The organism is Escherichia whittamii, from assembly GCF_014836715.1.
In the GTDB taxonomy this organism is placed as follows: domain Bacteria; phylum Pseudomonadota; class Gammaproteobacteria; order Enterobacterales; family Enterobacteriaceae; genus Escherichia; species Escherichia whittamii.
This window is the reverse complement of the sequence record NZ_JACSQI010000011.1, coordinates 93311-110422: the sequence shown is the minus strand read 5'-3', so window position 1 is coordinate 110422 and position 17112 is coordinate 93311. Positions and strand designations below refer to the sequence as shown.

At 52.3% G+C, this 17112-nt stretch carries 12 protein-coding genes and 1 pseudogene; 12 read left to right on the top strand and 1 reads right to left on the bottom strand.

Going from position 1 to position 17112, the window contains the following annotated elements; translation table 11 throughout:
• The first annotated feature begins 104 nt into the window (after nt 1-104).
• The 8 genes from ihfB to H9644_RS16565 all read left to right on the top strand — a co-directional run bounded on the left by ihfB (nt 105) and on the right by H9644_RS16565 (nt 8920).
• Complete coding sequence (gene ihfB, locus H9644_RS16600) at nt 105-389, top strand: integration host factor subunit beta (protein WP_000167336.1); 285 nt, start codon at nt 105-107, stop codon at nt 387-389.
• Nucleotides 390-594: 205 nt separating this feature from the next.
• The gene (locus tag H9644_RS16595; RefSeq protein WP_191775438.1) at nt 595-2859 is read left to right on the top strand and encodes a ComEC family protein; all 2265 of its coding nucleotides are present in this window, start codon (nt 595-597) and stop codon (nt 2857-2859) included.
• A 36-nt stretch (nt 2860-2895) separates the two neighbouring features.
• Entirely contained in the window at nt 2896-4644 is a 1749-nt protein-coding gene (msbA, locus tag H9644_RS16590) for a lipid A ABC transporter ATP-binding protein/permease MsbA (RefSeq protein ID WP_064528332.1), read from the top strand.
• On the top strand, nt 4641-5627 hold the full coding sequence (gene lpxK, locus H9644_RS16585) for a tetraacyldisaccharide 4'-kinase (protein WP_191775436.1): 987 nt from the start codon (nt 4641-4643) through the stop codon (nt 5625-5627). Before msbA ends, lpxK begins: the two co-directional genes overlap by 4 nt.
• A gap of 36 nt (nt 5628-5663) precedes the next feature.
• Nucleotides 5664-6896: a crosslink repair DNA glycosylase YcaQ gene (gene ycaQ / locus H9644_RS16580; protein ID WP_064528337.1), complete on the top strand. Its 1233-nt coding sequence runs from the start codon at nt 5664-5666 to the stop codon at nt 6894-6896.
• Nucleotides 6897-6947: 51 nt separating this feature from the next.
• Entirely contained in the window at nt 6948-7130 is a 183-nt protein-coding gene (gene ycaR / locus H9644_RS16575) for a protein YcaR (protein WP_000350058.1), read from the top strand.
• Nucleotides 7127-7873 carry a 3-deoxy-manno-octulosonate cytidylyltransferase gene (gene kdsB, locus H9644_RS16570; RefSeq protein WP_064528339.1) on the top strand — a complete coding sequence of 249 codons (747 nt, stop codon included), beginning with the start codon at nt 7127-7129 and terminating at the stop codon, nt 7871-7873. The genes ycaR and kdsB overlap by 4 nt, the downstream gene beginning before the upstream one ends.
• A gap of 153 nt (nt 7874-8026) precedes the next feature.
• The gene (locus H9644_RS16565; RefSeq protein ID WP_064528342.1) at nt 8027-8920 is read left to right on the top strand and encodes a YcbJ family phosphotransferase; all 894 of its coding nucleotides are present in this window, start codon (nt 8027-8029) and stop codon (nt 8918-8920) included.
• Here H9644_RS16565 and elyC read toward each other — a convergent pair.
• Complete coding sequence (elyC, locus tag H9644_RS16560) at nt 8897-9676, bottom strand: envelope biogenesis factor ElyC (RefSeq protein ID WP_191775435.1); 780 nt, start codon at nt 9674-9676, stop codon at nt 8897-8899. The two genes, H9644_RS16565 and elyC, sit on opposite strands and share 24 nt — an antisense overlap.
• 135 nt (nt 9677-9811) lie before the next feature.
• Here elyC and cmoM point away from each other — a divergent pair, with 135 nt between their 5' ends.
• The 4 genes and pseudogenes from cmoM (at nt 9812) to mukB (ending at nt 17061) form a co-directional block, all read left to right on the top strand.
• Nucleotides 9812-10597 (top strand): tRNA uridine 5-oxyacetic acid(34) methyltransferase CmoM, encoded by a 786-nt coding sequence (cmoM, locus tag H9644_RS16555; RefSeq protein WP_191775433.1) that lies wholly within the window; start codon nt 9812-9814, stop codon nt 10595-10597.
• Nucleotides 10594-11916 carry a chromosome partition protein MukF gene (gene mukF / locus H9644_RS16550; protein ID WP_064528351.1) on the top strand — a complete coding sequence of 441 codons (1323 nt, stop codon included), beginning with the start codon at nt 10594-10596 and terminating at the stop codon, nt 11914-11916. The genes cmoM and mukF overlap by 4 nt, the downstream gene beginning before the upstream one ends.
• Nucleotides 11897-12601, top strand: a complete 705-nt coding sequence (mukE, locus tag H9644_RS16545) for a chromosome partition protein MukE (RefSeq protein ID WP_010344468.1) — start codon at nt 11897-11899, stop codon at nt 12599-12601. The genes mukF and mukE overlap by 20 nt, the downstream gene beginning before the upstream one ends.
• Nucleotides 12601-17061, top strand: a pseudogene (mukB, locus tag H9644_RS16540) (chromosome partition protein MukB). The gene mukE and the pseudogene mukB overlap by 1 nt, the downstream one beginning before the upstream one ends.
• Nucleotides 17062-17112 lie beyond the last annotated feature (51 nt).

Genomic DNA, 17112 nt, shown 5'->3' with positions numbered 1-17112 from the left:
TGCAGGTTTCGTCCTGTAATCAAGCACTAAGGGCGGCTACGGCCGCCCTTAATCAATGCAGCAACAGCAGCCGTTAAATTTGCCTTTAAGGAACCGGAGGAATCATGACCAAGTCAGAATTGATAGAAAGACTTGCCACCCAGCAATCGCACATTCCCGCCAAGACGGTTGAAGATGCAGTAAAAGAGATGCTGGAGCATATGGCCTCGACTCTTGCGCAGGGCGAGCGTATTGAAATCCGCGGTTTCGGCAGTTTCTCTTTACACTACCGCGCACCGCGTACCGGACGTAATCCGAAGACTGGCGATAAAGTAGAGCTGGAAGGAAAATACGTTCCTCACTTTAAACCAGGTAAAGAATTGCGCGATCGTGCCAATATTTACGGTTGAGTTTTAGTAAAACTTGAACGCGGAAAAAGCACCTGTCGGGTGCTTTTTTCATATCTGCAATATGGATCTGGAAGCTGTCTCGCAGAGTTGTGCACAGTTTTCATCATCCTGTTAAATTCTTCTGAACGTGCCTCGGGCAACGTAAAACTCCCGCCAGACAACCACTCAACAAAGTTGCACACTTTCCAAAAACAGGGAGGAGTGCATGAAAATAACGACGGTTAGTCTATGCATAATTTGCGGAATTTTCCCGCTGCTGATTTTGCCGCAGTTGCCTGGGACATTAACTCTCGCGAGTCTGACTGTATTCGCCTGCGTACTGGCATTTATTCCTGTTAAAGTCGCCCGTTATTTCACGCTGACACTGCTGTTTTTTCTTTGGGGCGTGTTGGCGGCGAAGCAAATTCTGTGGGCAGGAGAAAACTTAACTGGCGCGACGCAGGATGCGGTCGTCGAGATTACCTCCACTGACGGCATGACCACGCATTACGGGCAAATTACTCATCTACAAGGGCGGCGGTTATTTCCCGCGCCAGGCATCGCGCTATATGGCGAATATTTGCCACAATCAGTATGCGCTGGGCAACGATGGTCCATGAAACTCAAAGTACGTGCTGTTCATGGCCAACTTAATGATGGTGGCTTTGACAGCCAGCGTTATGCCATTGCCCAGCATCAGCCACTTACCGGACGTTTTCTGCAAGCAAGCGTCATTGAAGCTGGTTGTAGCTTGCGTGCGCAATATCTTGCATCTCTGCAAACGACGCTGCAGCCGTATTCATGGCAGACGGTGATGCTCGGCTTAGGAATGGGTGAACGGTTATCGGTATCTAAAGAAATTAAAAATATAATGCGCGACACCGGTACGGCACATTTAATGGCGATATCGGGTTTACACATCGCTTTTGCAGCATTACTGGCTGCGGGGCTAATTCGTGGCGGGCAAATTTTTCTCCCCGGTCGTTGGATCTACTGGCAGATGCCATTAATAGGTGGCGTTTGCTGCGCTGCTTTTTATGCCTGGCTCACCGGTATGCAGCCGCCCGCATTGCGTACCGTAGTGGCGCTTGCGACCTGGGGAATGCTCAAATTGAGCGGTCGGCAATGGAGTGGCTGGGATGTGTGGATATGCTGCCTGGCGGCAATTCTGCTGATGGATCCTGTCGCTATTCTCTCGCAAAGTTTGTGGCTCTCTGCCGCCGCGGTGGCAGCGCTGATATTTTGGTATCAGTGGTTTCCCTGTCCGGAGTGGCGGCTGCCGCCGGTATTACGAGCTATTGTTTCACTCATCCATCTGCAACTTGGTATAACACTCCTGCTAATGCCAGTGCAAATAGTCATATTTCATGGCGTTAGTCTGACTGCATTTATGGCAAACCTGTTCGCAATTCCCTTAGTGACATTTATTTCGGTTCCGTTGATCCTCGCCGCGATGGTTGTGCATTTAAGCGGGCCATTAATCCTGGAGCATGGTTTATGGTTTCTGGCCGATCGGTCACTGGCTTTACTTTTTGGGGTGTTAAAGAGTTTGCCTGAAGGGTGGATAAACATTGCTGAACGTTGGCAATGGCTATCATTTTCGCCCTGGTTATTACTGGTGATAGGGCGACTAAACGCATGGCGAAAGTTACCTGCGGTGTGTATGGCTGGAGGAATTATAATGTGTTGGCCGCTATGGCAAAAACCGCAGCCTGACGAGTGGCAGGTATATATGCTTGATGTCGGGCAAGGGCTGGCAATGGTGATTGCTCGAAACGGTAAAGCGGTTCTCTATGATACAGGGCTTGCCTGGCCGGAGGGGGACAGTGGGCAACAACTGATTATTCCCTGGCTTCGCTGGCATAACCTTGAACCAGAAGGCGTTATTCTTAGTCATGAACATCTTGATCACCGTGGGGGGCTGGACTCAATATTACATGCCTGGCCGACGTTATGGGTAAGGAGTCCCTTAAACTGGGAGCATCATCAGCCCTGTGTGCGTGGCGAAGTGTGGCAGTGGCAAGGATTGCAGTTTAGCGCGCACTGGCCTTTGCAAGGAAGTAACGAAAAGGGAAATAACCATTCCTGTGTGATTAAGGTTGATGACGGAACACATAGCATTCTTTTGACGGGCGATATTGAAGCTGCGGCTGAACAAAAAATGCTAAGTCATTACTGGCAACAGGTGCAGGCAACCTTGATTCAGGTACCCCATCACGGCAGTAATACCTCGTCATCAGTGCCATTAATTCAGCGGGTAAATGGAAAAATGGCACTGGCTTCGGCGTCGCGCTATAACGCCTGGCGACTACCCTCCAGTAAAGTTAAACACCGCTATCAACTACAGGGATATCAATGGGTTGATACCCCACATCAGGGGCAAATAACGGTCGATTTTTCAGCGCAAGGTTGGCGGGTGAGCAGCCTAAGGGAGCAAATTTTACCTCGTTGGTATCATCAGTGGTTTGGCGTGCCAGTGGATAACGGGTAGAATATGCGGCTATTTCAACAAATGCTGGTTTTTTGAATGCATAACGACAAAGATCTCTCTACGTGGCAGACATTCCGCCGACTGTGGCCAACCATTGCGCCTTTTAAAGCGGGTCTGATCGTGGCGGGCATAGCGTTAATTCTCAACGCAGCCAGCGATACCTTCATGTTATCGCTCCTTAAGCCGCTTCTTGATGATGGCTTTGGTAAAACAGATCGCTCCGTTTTGATGTGGATGCCGCTGGTGGTTATCGGCCTGATGATTTTACGTGGTATCACCAGTTATATCTCCAGCTACTGTATTTCCTGGGTATCAGGAAAAGTGGTCATGACCATGCGTCGACGTCTGTTCGGCCACATGATGGGAATGCCAGTGTCATTTTTTGACAAACAGTCAACCGGGACACTGCTTTCACGTATTACTTACGATTCTGAACAGGTTGCTTCGTCGTCTTCCGGCGCGCTGATTACGGTGGTGCGTGAAGGTGCTTCCATTATCGGTCTGTTCGCCATGATGTTCTATTACAGCTGGCAGCTGTCGATCATTTTGATTGTGCTGGCGCCGATCGTCTCGATTGCGATTCGTATCGTATCGAAGCGTTTTCGCAGCATCAGTAAAAACATGCAGAACACCATGGGGCAGGTGACCACCAGTGCTGAACAGATGCTGAAAGGCCACAAAGAAGTATTGATTTTTGGCGGCCAGGAAGTAGAAACGAAGCGTTTTGATAAGGTCAGCAACAAGATGCGTTTGCAGGGGATGAAGATGGTTTCTGCCTCTTCCATCTCTGACCCGATCATTCAGCTGATCGCCTCTCTGGCTCTGGCATTTGTTCTCTACGCTGCAAGCTTCCCAAGCGTGATGGATAGCCTGACTGCTGGTACGATCACTGTCGTCTTCTCTTCGATGATTGCACTGATGCGTCCTCTGAAATCGCTGACCAACGTTAACGCCCAGTTCCAACGCGGGATGGCAGCATGCCAGACGCTGTTTACCATTCTGGATAGTGAACAGGAGAAAGACGAAGGTAAACGCGAGATTGAGCGTGCTACCGGCGACGTCGAATTCCGCAATGTCACCTTTACTTATCCGGGGCGTGAAGTCCCTGCGCTGCGTAATATCAACCTGAAGATCCCGGCAGGGAAAACAGTGGCTCTGGTAGGGCGTTCAGGTTCGGGTAAATCGACCATCGCCAGCCTGATAACCCGTTTTTATGATATCGATGAAGGCGAGATCCTGATGGATGGTCACGATCTGCGCGAGTATACCCTGGCGTCGTTACGTAACCAGGTTGCTCTGGTGTCGCAGAATGTTCATCTGTTTAATGACACGGTTGCCAACAACATTGCTTACGCCCGTACCGAACAGTACAGCCGTGAGCAAATTGAAGAAGCGGCACGTATGGCCTACGCCATGGACTTTATCAATAAGATGGATAACGGTCTTGATACGGTGATTGGTGAAAACGGCGTGTTGCTTTCGGGCGGTCAGCGCCAGCGTATTGCCATTGCCCGTGCCTTGCTGCGTGATAGCCCAATTCTGATCCTGGATGAAGCCACCTCGGCGCTGGACACCGAATCCGAACGTGCGATTCAGGCGGCGCTGGACGAGTTGCAGAAAAACCGTACCTCGCTGGTGATTGCCCACCGCTTGTCTACCATTGAAAAGGCAGACGAAATTGTGGTCGTCGAGGATGGTGTCATTGTGGAACGCGGTACGCATAACGATTTGCTTGAGCACCGTGGAGTCTACGCGCAACTTCATAAAATGCAGTTTGGCCAATGATCGAAAAAATCTGGTCTGGTGAGTCGCCTTTGTGGCGGCTACTGCTGCCACTCTCCTGGCTGTATGGCCTGGTGAGTGGTGCCATCCGTCTTTGCTATAAACTAAAACTGAAGCGCGCCTGGCGTGCCCCCGTACCGGTTGTCGTGGTTGGTAATCTCACCGCAGGCGGCAACGGAAAAACCCCGGTCGTTGTCTGGCTGGTGGAACAGCTGCAACAGCGCGGTATTCGCGTGGGGGTCGTGTCGCGGGGATATGGCGGTAAGGCTGAATCTTATCCGCTGTTATTGTCGGCAGATACCACTACAGCACAGGCGGGTGATGAACCTGTGTTGATTTATCAACGCACTGGCGCGCCTGTTGCCGTTTCTCCCGTCCGCTCAGATGCGGTAAAAACCATTCTGGCGCAACATCCCGATGTGCAGATCATCGTGACTGATGACGGTTTACAGCATTATCGCCTGGCGCGTGATGTGGAAATCGTCGTCATCGATGGTGTGCGTCGATTTGGCAATGGCTGGTGGTTGCCTGCGGGGCCAATGCGCGAGCGCGCAGGGCGCTTAAAATCGGTTGATGCGGTAGTCGTTAATGGCGGCGTACCGCGTCACGGTGAAATTCCGATGAATTTAATACCGGGTCAGGCAGTGAATTTGCTTACCGGCGCTCGTTGCGACGTTACACAACTTAAACATGTGGTAGCGATGGCCGGTATTGGTCACCCGCCGCGCTTTTTTGCCACACTAAAGATGTGCGGTATACAACCGGAAAAATGTGTGCCGCTGGCCGATCATCAATCTTTGAATCATGCGGATGTCAGCGCACTATTAAGTGCCGGGCAAACACTGGTCATGACCGAAAAAGATGCGGTGAAATGCCGGGCTTTTGCGGAAGAAAACTGGTGGTATTTGCCCGTTGATGCACAGCTTGCGGGCGATGAACCAGAGAAACTGCTCGCACAACTTTCCTCGCTGGCTTCAGGCAACTAATTCCGCCGCGGCAGCGTTTAATTGACGGAGCAATGAATGACGCTGCCTTATCTCTCCCTCACCGATGCGCGAAATCTTCATCTCACCGCGCAGGGGCTGTTAAACAAGCCCCGTCGGCGCGCGTTGCCGGAAGATATTCTGGCTACCATTTCTCGCATGTCCTTGCTGCAAATCGACACCATTAATATCGTTGCCCGCAGTCCTTATCTGGTGCTTTTCAGTCGTCTTGGTAATTATTTACCGCAGTGGCTGGATGAATCGCTGGCGCGTGGTGAATTAATGGAATACTGGGCACATGAGGCCAGTTTTATGCCGCGTAGCGATTTTCAACTTATTCGCCACCGCATGCTGGCACCTGAAAAAATGGGCTGGAAATACAAAGATGCCTGGATGCAGGAACATGCGGCGGAAATTGCACAATTAATTGAGCATATTCAGAATAACGGGCCGGTACGTTCGGCCGATTTTGAGCATCCTCGTAAAGGGGCGAGCGGCTGGTGGGAGTGGAAGCCGCATAAACGTCATCTGGAAGGGCTCTTTACCGCTGGAAAGGTGATGGTGGTTGAACGACGCAATTTCCAGCGCGTTTATGATTTAACCCATCGCGTCATGCCGTACTGGAATGACGAGCGTGACCTGCTTTCGCAGCAGGAAGCAGAAATCATCATGTTGGATAACAGTGCGCGCAGCCTGGGTATTTTTCGCGAACAGTGGCTGGCGGATTACTACCGTCTGAAACGTCCGGCGCTGGCGGCGTGGCGTGATATGAGATCTGAAGAGCGGCAAATCATCGCCGTAAATGTGGAGAAATTAGGGCGACTTTGGCTACATGCCGATTTATTACCGCTTCTCGAACGTACGCTTGTGGGTAAGCTAACTGCAACACATAGCACCGTACTGTCGCCTTTTGATCCTGTTGTCTGGGATCGTAAACGGGCAGAGCAACTTTTTGATTTTAGCTACCGGCTGGAGTGCTACACGCCAGCGCCCAAACGCCAGTATGGTTATTTCGTTCTACCGTTATTGCACCGTGGGCAATTAGTTGGGCGAATGGATTCTAAGATGCATCGCCAGACAGGCATCTTTGAAGTGCTCTCTCTCTGGTTACAGGATGGCGTAAAACCAACGGTGACCCTTCAAAAAGGGCTGCGTCAGGCGATTACTGATTTTGCTCACTGGCAGCAGGCAACACGAGTAACAATAGGGCGCTGCCCGCACGGTTTCTTTACCGATTGCCGCACCGGCTGGGAAATAGACCCCGACGCATAAATGATTATGATAAGATTTATGCATTCATAACCCGATCCATCTGGAGGAACTATGGATCATCGTCTGCTTGAAATCATTGCCTGCCCGGTTTGCAACGGCAAACTTTGGTATAACCAGGAAAAACAAGAACTTATTTGCAAACTGGACAACCTGGCTTTCCCGCTGCGCGATGGCATTCCAGTGCTGCTGGAAACGGAAGCCCGCGTGCTGACTGCTGATGAGAGTAAATCATGAGTTTTGTGGTCATTATTCCCGCGCGCTACGCTTCCACGCGTCTGCCAGGTAAGCCACTGGTCGATATTAACGGCAAGCCCATGATTGTTCATGTGCTTGAACGCGCGCGCGAATCAGGTGCCGAGCGCATCATCGTCGCAACCGATCATGAGGATGTCGCCCGCGCTGTGGAAGCTGCTGGTGGTGAAGTATGCATGACGCGTGCCGATCACCAGTCCGGTACAGAACGCCTGGCGGAAGTTGTCGAAAAATGCGCGTTCAGCGACGACACGGTGATTGTGAATGTGCAGGGTGATGAACCCATGATCCCCGCGACAATCATTCGTCAGGTTGCCGATAACCTTGCCCAGCGTCAGGTTGGAATGGCGACTCTGGCTGTGCCTATCCACAGTGCGGAAGAAGCCTTTAATCCGAATGCGGTTAAAGTTGTTCTCGATGCCGAAGGTTATGCGCTCTACTTCTCGCGCGCCACCATTCCGTGGGATCGTGACCGTTTTGCGAAAGGTCTGGAAACCGTTGGCGATAACTTCCTGCGTCATCTCGGTATTTATGGTTATCGTGCCGGTTTTATCCGCCGCTATGTTAACTGGCAGCCAAGCCCGTTAGAACATATCGAAATGTTAGAGCAGCTTCGTGTGCTGTGGTATGGAGAAAAAATCCATGTTGCTGTCGCCCAGGAGGTTCCAGGCACCGGTGTAGATACTCCCGAAGATCTTGAGCGTGTTCGCGCTGAAATGGCTTAATTTATCCCCACGACACTTCACCCAATTTTGGGAGGAGTGTCGTAGCGTTACGATTCTCTTCATTTTTTCCCTTCAACAATTGATCTCATTCAGGTGACATCTTTTACATTGGCGCTCATTATGAAAGCAGTAGCTTTTATGAGGGTAATCTGAATGGAACAGCTGCGTGCCGAACTAAGCCATTTACTGGGCGAAAGATTGAGTCGTATAGAGTGTGTGAATGAAAAAGCAGACACTACTCTGTGGGCGTTGTATGACAGCCAGGGAAACCCGATGCCACTCATGGCGCGAAGTTTTTCTACCCCGGGGCAGGCCAGACAGCTGGCATGGAAAACCACCATGCTGGCCCGGAGCGGGACTGTTCGCATGCCGACTATCTATGGTGTGATGACGCATGAAGAACATCCCGGCCCCGATGTCCTGTTGCTGGAGCGGATGCGCGGTGTTTCTGTGGAAGCTCCCGCAAGAACACCAGAACGCTGGGAACATCTGAAAGATCAAATTGTTGAAGCGTTGCTGGCCTGGCACCGTCAGGACAGCCGCGGATGTGTTGGCGCGGTTGACAATACCCAGGAAAATTTCTGGCCTTCCTGGTATCGCCAGCATGTTGAAATGCTATGGGCGACGCTCAATCAGTTCAATAACACGGGTTTAACCATGCAGGATAAACGGATCCTGTTTCGCACCCGTGAATGTCTGCCGGTGTTATTTGAAGGTTTTAACGATAATTGTGTGCTGATTCACGGCAACTTCTGTTTGCGTAGCATGCTGAAAGATTCCCGTAGCGATCAGCTCCTGGCGATGGTTGGACCGGGGTTAATGCTCTGGGCGCCGCGTGAGTATGAATTATTCCGGTTGATGGATAATTCTCTGGCAGAAGATTTGCTATGGAGTTACTTGCAACGCGCGCCAGTGGCGGAGTCTTTCATCTGGCGGCGTTGGCTGTATGTGCTATGGGATGAAGTTGCGCAACTGGTCAATACCGGGCGGTTTAGCCGTAGCAACTTTGATCTGGCGACTAAATCACTCCTGCCCTGGCTTGCCTGACGAACTTTTTAGCCACTGCCAGATGCGGCCAAGCGTTTCATAGCCAACGCGGTCGCTATGCATCAACCAGATCGGCGAGGGGATTGCCCGTTCCCACGGATTAAGCGGCGAGTCGATTGCCAACTGGTTCGCCGGGGCTGGCAGCGGATTTAGCCCTTCCTGTTGAAAAAAGATCATCGCGCGCGGCAAATGAGATGCAGATGTCACCAGCAGGAAAGGGGCGTCACCAATAGCCTGTTTCACTGCCGTGGCTTCTTCTTCGGTATCTTTGGGCAAATCCAGAGTGATAATTTGCTCGCGCGGCACGCCCAGTGACTGCGCAACTCTGGCACCCACTTCAGCTGCGCTGACCGTATTGGTTTTTGCCACGCCTCCTGTGAAGATCAACTTTGCTCCCGGATTCTCACGCCATAAACGAATGCCTTCATTCAGGCGCGGTAAACTGTTATTGATTAAATTTGAGCCTGGCGCCCACTGCGGGTTCCAGGTATAGCCGCCACCCAATACCACGATATAGTCTACTTTTTGTGTATTATTCCATGTCGGATAGGTGCTTTCGATGGGACGCAGCAGGCGGTCGGCTACCGGTTGCAAACTCAATAACAATAGCGCCAACCACCCAATGCTAATAAAAATCTTTCCGGTTTTTTGAAAACGGCTAAACCACAACAGCGCCAGGCCTGCGCCAATAATCAGCAACATCAGCGGAAGTGGCAGCAGCATACCGCCAATCACTTTTTTCAGTGTAAAAAGCATCCTTTCTGGTTCCTTTTTTAACCATATAGCAAGGGATCGCCAGCGATATTACACCAGACTGGTTCATTCTCGCCGTGGCTGTGACAAAATAGCGTCTTTATCAGATAACGTCTTAGCCAACCGGTGGAGAAAGCAATGCAGGATCGCAATTTTGATGATATTGCGGAAAAGTTTTCCCGTAACATCTACGGCACCACCAAAGGGCAGCTTCGACAGGCTATTCTGTGGCAGGACCTCGATCGTGTACTGGCAGAAATGGGCCAGCAAAAACTGCGTGTGCTGGATGCCGGTGGCGGTGAAGGGCAGACTGCAATCAAAATGGCCGAGCGCGGACATCAGGTTATTTTGTGCGATCTCTCTGTCCAGATGATCGAACGCGCAAAACAGGCGGCAGAAGCGAAAGGTGTGAGCGACAACATGCAATTTATACATTGCGCCGCTCAGGACGTTGCTTCGCATTTGGAAACGCCCGTTGATCTGATATTGTTCCATGCAGTACTGGAGTGGGTGGCCGAGCCCCGTAGTGTATTAAAGACGCTGTGGTCAGTGTTACGTCCTGGCGGTGTGTTATCGTTAATGTTCTACAATGCGCATGGCTTGCTGATCCACAACATGGTTGCAGGGAACTTTGATTACGTGCAAGCGGGAATGCCGAAGAAGAAAAAACGGACGCTTTCGCCAGACTATCCGCGCTACCCGGCGCAGGTTTATCTGTGGCTGGAAGAGGCCGGCTGGCAAATAACCGGCAAGACCGGCGTTCGCGTGTTTCATGATTATCTGCGTGAAAAGCACCAACAGCGCGACAGCTACGAAGCATTACTTGAATTAGAAACGCGTTATTGCCGCCAGGAACCGTATATTAACCTGGGGCGTTATATTCATGTCACCGCGCGCAAACCGCAGAGCAAGGATAAAGTATGAGTGAATTATCCCAGACAGTCCCCGAACTGGTTGCCTGGGCCAGAAAAAATGACTTCTCCATCTCGTTGCCGGTAGACCGTCTCTCTTTTCTGCTGGCAGTTGCCACGCTGAATGGCGAGCGTCTTGATGGTGAGATGAGTGAAGGCGAGCTGGTGGATGCGTTCCGCCATGTGAGTGATGCGTTTGAGCAAACCAGCGAAACCATCGGCGTGCGCGCCAACAACGCGATCAACGACATGGTGCGTCAACGTCTGCTGAACCGCTTTACCAGCGAGCAGGCGGAAGGGAATGCTATTTATCGCCTGACGCCGCTCGGCATCGGCATTACTGACTACTACATCCGTCAGCGTGAGTTTTCTACGCTGCGTCTTTCTATGCAGTTGTCGATTGTGGCGGGGGAGTTAAAACGTGCAGCTGATGCCGCCGAAGAGGGTGGTGATGAGTTTCACTGGCACCGCAACGTCTATGCCCCGCTGAAATATTCGGTGGCGGAAATTTTCGACAGTATCGACCTGACGCAACGTCTGATGGACGAACAGCAGCAGCAGGTGAAAGACGATATCGCTCAGTTGCTGAATAAAGACTGGCGGGCGGCGATCTCCAGCTGTGAATTGTTGCTTTCGGAAACTTCCGGAACGCTGCGTGAATTGCAGGATACCCTGGAAGCGGCAGGCGACAAATTGCAGGCTAATCTGTTGCGCATTCAGGATGCGACGATGACTCATGACGATCTACATTTCGTCGATCGTCTGGTGTTCGATCTGCAGAGCAAACTCGACCGTATTATCAGCTGGGGGCAGCAGTCCATCGACTTGTGGATTGGCTACGACCGCCACGTACACAAATTTATCCGTACCGCGATCGATATGGATAAAAACCGCGTCTTTGCACAGCGTTTACGCCAGTCGGTACAAACCTACTTTGATGACCCTTGGGCGCTGACTTACGCCAATGCCGATCGTCTGTTGGATATGCGTGACGAAGAGATGGCACTGCGCGATGAAGAAGTGACCGGGGAACTTCCGCCAGATTTAGAGTACGAAGAGTTTAACGAGATCCGCGAACAACTCGCAGCAATTATCGAAGAGCAGCTCGCCGTATATAAAACCAGACAAGTGCCACTGGATCTTGGTCTGGTGGTACGCGAATATCTGGCGCAGTATCCGCGTGCGCGTCACTTTGACGTCGCGCGTATTGTTATTGATCAGGCGGTACGTCTCGGCGTAGCGCAAGCAGATTTCACCGGACTGCCAGCGAAATGGCAGCCGATTAATGATTACGGAGCCAAGGTACAGGCGCATGTCATCGACAAATATTGAACAAGTGATGCCGGTTAAGCTGGCGCAGGCGCTGGCGAATCCGTTATTTCCGGCGCTGGATAGCGCCTTACGTTCAGGCCGCCATATTGGCCTCGACGAACTGGATAATCATGCTTTCCTGATGGATTTTCAGGAATATCTGGAAGAATTTTACGCACGTTATAACGTGGAGTTAATCCGCGCGCCGGAAGGTTTCTTCTATTTGCGTCCACGTTCCACCACCATCATCCCACGTTCCGTATTGTCTGAACTGGACATGATGGTCGGTAAAATCCTCTGTTATCTCTATCTCAGCCCGGAACGGCTGGCGAACGAGGGGATTTTTACCCAGCAGGAACTTTATGACGAACTGCTTACCCTGGCCGATGAAGCGAAACTGCTGAAACTGGTAAACAACCGTTCTACCGGTTCAGACGTTGACCGTCAGAAGTTGCAGGAAAAAGTACGCTCTTCACTCAACCGTCTGCGTCGCTTAGGCATGGTGTGGTTTATGGGCCACGACAGCAGCAAGTTCCGCATTACCGAATCGGTGTTCCGCTTTGGTGCCGATGTGCGTGCGGGCGACGATCCGCGAGAAGCACAACGTCGTCTGATTCGCGATGGCGAAGCAATGTCGCTGGAAAATCACCTGCAACTCAATGACGAAACTGAAGAGAATCAGCCAGATAGCGGAGAGGAAGAATAATGATTGAACGCGGTAAATTTCGCTCACTGACGCTGATTAACTGGAACGGCTTTTTTGCTCGCACCTTTGACCTGGATGAGCTGGTCACAACGCTTTCCGGCGGTAACGGTGCGGGTAAATCCACCACGATGGCGGCGTTTGTTACGGCGCTTATTCCCGATTTGACCCTGCTGCATTTCCGTAACACCACGGAAGCAGGGGCTACCAGTGGTTCGCGCGATAAAGGCCTGCACGGTAAGCTGAAAGCGGGTGTCTGTTATTCGATACTCGATACAATTAACTCGCGTCACCAGCGCGTGGTTGTCGGTGTGCGTCTGCAACAGGTTGCCGGGCGCGATCGCAAGGTTGATATTAAGCCGTTTGCCATTCAGGGGCTGCCGATGTCGGTGCAGCCGACGCAACTGGTGACCGAATCCCTGAACGAACGCCAGGCGCGTGTGCTGCCGCTTAACGAGCTGAAAGACAAGCTCGAGGCGATGGAAGGCGTGCAGTTTAAACAGTTCAACTCCATTACCGATTACCACTCGCTGATGTTCGATCTGGGCATCATTGCACGTCGTCTGCGTTCGGCGTCAGACCGTAGCAAATTCTATCGTCTGATCGAAGCTTCGCTGTACGGTGGTATCTCCAGTGCCATTACCCGTTCTCTGCGCGACTACCTGTTGCCGGAAAACAGCGGCGTGCGTAAAGCGTTCCAGGACATGGAAGCGGCGCTGCGTGAAAACCGCATGACGCTGGAAGCGATTCGCGTCACCCAGTCTGACCGTGACCTGTTTGAGCATCTGATCAGCGAAGCCACCAACTACGTGGCGGCAGACTACATGCGTCACGCCAACGAGCGCCGTGTCCATCTCGATAAAGCGCTGGAGTTTCGTCGCGAGCTACACACTTCGCGTCAGCAACTGGCGGCGGAGCAGTACAAACACGTCGATATGGCGCGTGAACTGGCAGAGCACAACGGTGCCGAAGGCGATCTGGAAGCGGATTATCAGGCCGCCAGCGATCACCTGAATCTGGTGCAAACCGCACTGCGTCAGCAGGAGAAAATCGAACGCTACGAAGCGGATCTCGATGAGCTGCAGATCCGTCTGGAAGAACAGAATGAAGTGGTGGCAGAAGCCATCGAGCGTCAGGAAGATAACGAAGCGCGTGCGGAAGCCGCCGAACTGGAAGTGGACGAGCTGAAAAGCCAGCTTGCTGATTACCAGCAGGCGCTGGACGTCCAGCAAACGCGCGCGATCCAGTACAACCAGGCGATTGCTGCGCTTAATCGTGCCAAAGAACTGTGTCATCTGCCGGATTTAACCGCTGACAGTGCGGCGGAATGGCTGGAAACCTTCCAGGCGAAAGAGCTGGAAGCGACCGAAAAAATGCTCTCTCTTGAGCAGAAAATGAGCATGGCGCAAACTGCTCACAGTCAGTTTGAGCAGGCTTATCAGCTGGTGGTAGCAATTAACGGTCCGCTGGCGCGTAACGAAGCGTGGGATGTTGCCCGTGAACTGCTACGCGAAGGGGTCGATCAGCGTCACCTGGCAGAGCAGGTTCAGCCACTGCGGATGCGCTTAAGCGAACTGGAACAGCGTCTGCGCGAGCAGCAAGAAGCGGAACGTCTGCTGGCGGATTTCTGCAAACGTCAGGGCAAGAATTTCGATATTGACGAGCTGGAAGCCCTGCACCAGGAACTGGAAGCGCGCATTGCCTCCCTTTCTGACAGCGTATCCAACGCCCGTGAAGAGCGCATGGCGCTGCGTCAGGAACAGGAACAGCTGCAATCCCGTATCCAGAGCCTGATGCAGCGTGCACCGGTTTGGCTGGCAGCGCAGAACAGCCTTAATCAGTTGAGTGAGCAGTGTGGTGAAGAGTTCACCTGCAGCCAGGATGTCACCGAATATCTGCAACAACTGCTGGAGCGTGAGCGCGAAGCGATTGTTGAACGCGATGAAGTGGGCGCGCGCAAAAACGCTGTCGATGAAGAGATCGAACGTTTAAGCCAGCCTGGGGGCTCAGAAGATCAACGTCTGAATGCGCTGGCGGAACGCTTTGGCGGCGTGCTGCTGTCAGAAATTTATGACGACGTTAGCCTGGAAGATGCGCCGTACTTCTCGGCGCTGTATGGCCCGTCTCGCCACGCCATTGTGGTGCCGGATCTGTCACAGGTAGCCGAACAGCTGGAAGGCTTGACCGATTGTCCGGAAGATCTCTACTTGATCGAGGGAGATCCGCAGTCGTTCGATGATAGCGTGTTCAACGTCGATGAGCTGGAAAAAGCGGTGGTGGTGAAAACTGCCGATCGCCAGTGGCGTTATTCGCGGTTCCCGGAAGTACCGCTGTTTGGTCGCGCGGCGCGTGAAAGCCGTATCGAAAGCCTGCACGCCGAGCGCGAATTGCTCTCTGAACGCTTTGCTACGCTCTCCTTTGATGTACAGAAAACCCAGCGACTGCATCAGGCATTCAGCCGCTTTATTGGCAGCCATCTGGCAGTGGCGTTTGAGTCCGATCCGGAAGCCGAAATTCGCCAACTGAACAGCCGTCGTGTCGAACTGGAGCGGGCGTTAAGTAATCATGAAAATGATAACCAGCAGCAGCGCATTCAGTTTGAGCAGGCGAAAGAGGGCGTTGCGGCACTGAACCGTATCCTGCCGCGTCTCAACCTCTTGGCGGATGACTCACTGGCGGATCGTGTCGATGAAATCCGCGAACGTCTTGATGAAGCTCAGGAAGCCGCACGTTTTGTTCAGCAGTTTGGTAATCAACTGGCGAAACTGGAGCCGATTGTTTCTGTGTTGCAGAGTGACCCGGAACAGTTTGAGCAATTAAAAGAAGATTATGCATACTCCCAGCAGATGCAGCGAGATGCCCGTCAACAGGCATTTGCCCTGACTGAAGTGGTACAGCGTCGTGCGCACTTTAGCTACTCTGACTCGGCAGAAATGCTTAACGGGAACAGCGATCTCAACGAAAAACTGCGCGAACGTCTGTAGCAGGCGGAAGCGGAACGTACTCGTGCTCGTGAAGCGTTGCGCGGTCACGCTGCGCAGTTGAGTCAGTACAACCAGGTACTGGCTTCGCTGAAAAGTTCTTATGACACCAAAAAAGAGCTGCTTAACGATCTACAACGAGAACTGCAGGATATCGGCGTACGTGCCGATAGCGGAGCAGAAGAGCGGGCGCGTATTCGCCGTGACGAACTGCATGCACAACTGAGCAATAACCGTGCACGCCGCAACCAACTGGAAAAAGCACTTACCTTCTGCGAAGCGGAGATGGACAACCTGACCCGCAAACTGCGCAAGCTGGAACGTGATTACTTTGAAATGCGCGAGCAGGTGGTGACCGCCAAAGCGGGCTGGTGCGCGGTAATGCGCATGGTGAAAGATAATGGCGTTGAACGCCGCCTGCACCGTCGTGAGCTGGCTTATCTCTCTGCTGATGATTTGCGTTCCATGTCGGATAAGGCGTTAGGTGCGCTGCGTCTGGCGGTGGCGGATAACGAACATCTGCGCGACGTGCTGCGGATGTCGGAAGATCCAAAACGACCTGAGCGCAAAATCCAGTTCTTCGTGGCGGTTTACCAGCATCTGCGCGAACGTATTCGTCAGGATATTATTCGTACTGATGATCCGGTGGAAGCTATCGAGCAGATGGAAATCGAACTCAGCCGTCTGACCGAAGAGCTAACTTCTCGCGAACAGAAACTGGCGATTAGCTCCCGTAGCGTGGCGAACATCATTCGCAAAACCATTCAGCGCGAGCAAAACCGTATCCGCATGCTCAACCAGGGCTTGCAGAACGTATCGTTCGGTCAGGTGAACAGTGTGCGTCTGAACGTGAACGTGCGTGAAACTCACGCCATGCTGCTTGACGTGCTTTCAGAACAGCATGAGCAACATCAGGATCTGTTCAAGAGCAATCGACTGACCTTCTCGGAAGCTCTGGCAAAACTGTATCAGCGACTTAACCCACAAATTGATATGGGCCAGCGCACGCCGCAGACCATTGGTGAAGAACTTCTGGATTACCGTAACTACCTGGAGATGGAAGTTGAGGTTAACCGTGGTTCCGACGGCTGGCTGCGTGCGGAGTCCGGCGCACTGTCGACCGGTGAGGCTATCGGTACTGGTATGTCAATTCTGGTGATGGTGGTACAGAGCTGGGAAGATGAATCTCGCCGCCTGCGCGGTAAAGATATCTCTCCTTGCCGTCTGCTATTCCTCGATGAAGCTGCGCGACTGGACGCCCGTTCTATCGCTACGCTGTTTGAATTGTGTGAACGTTTGCAAATGCAGCTCATCATCGCGGCACCTGAAAATATCAGCCCGGAGAAAGGCACTACCTATAAACTAGTGCGTAAAGTCTTCCAGAATACCGAACATGTTCACGTAGTCGGCCTGCGAGGATTTGCGCCGCAACTCCCTGAAACGCTTCCAGGAACTGACGAAGCGCCTTCTCAGGCAAGTTAAGTTCAAGGCGGCAGCGATGCCGCCTTTTTTTTCGGAAAACTCCGTTTCTGC

Excerpts from the sequence above, each read along its gene's own strand:
- ihfB (WP_000167336.1), top strand. The coding sequence starts at position 105 with ATGACCAAGTCAGAATTGATAGAAAGACTTGCCACCCAGCAATCGCAC.
- kdsB (WP_064528339.1), top strand. The coding sequence starts at position 7,127 with ATGAGTTTTGTGGTCATTATTCCCGCGCGCTACGCTTCCACGCGTCTG.
- H9644_RS16595 (WP_191775438.1), top strand. The coding sequence starts at position 595 with ATGAAAATAACGACGGTTAGTCTATGCATAATTTGCGGAATTTTCCCG.
- H9644_RS16565 (WP_064528342.1), top strand. The coding sequence starts at position 8,027 with ATGGAACAGCTGCGTGCCGAACTAAGCCATTTACTGGGCGAAAGATTG.
- ycaQ (WP_064528337.1), top strand. The coding sequence starts at position 5,664 with ATGACGCTGCCTTATCTCTCCCTCACCGATGCGCGAAATCTTCATCTC.
- cmoM (WP_191775433.1), top strand. The coding sequence starts at position 9,812 with ATGCAGGATCGCAATTTTGATGATATTGCGGAAAAGTTTTCCCGTAAC.
- elyC (WP_191775435.1), bottom strand. The coding sequence starts at position 9,676 with ATGCTTTTTACACTGAAAAAAGTGATTGGCGGTATGCTGCTGCCACTT.
- lpxK (WP_191775436.1), top strand. The coding sequence starts at position 4,641 with ATGATCGAAAAAATCTGGTCTGGTGAGTCGCCTTTGTGGCGGCTACTG.
- msbA (WP_064528332.1), top strand. The coding sequence starts at position 2,896 with ATGCATAACGACAAAGATCTCTCTACGTGGCAGACATTCCGCCGACTG.
- mukF (WP_064528351.1), top strand. The coding sequence starts at position 10,594 with ATGAGTGAATTATCCCAGACAGTCCCCGAACTGGTTGCCTGGGCCAGA.
- mukE (WP_010344468.1), top strand. The coding sequence starts at position 11,897 with ATGTCATCGACAAATATTGAACAAGTGATGCCGGTTAAGCTGGCGCAG.
- ycaR (WP_000350058.1), top strand. The coding sequence starts at position 6,948 with ATGGATCATCGTCTGCTTGAAATCATTGCCTGCCCGGTTTGCAACGGC.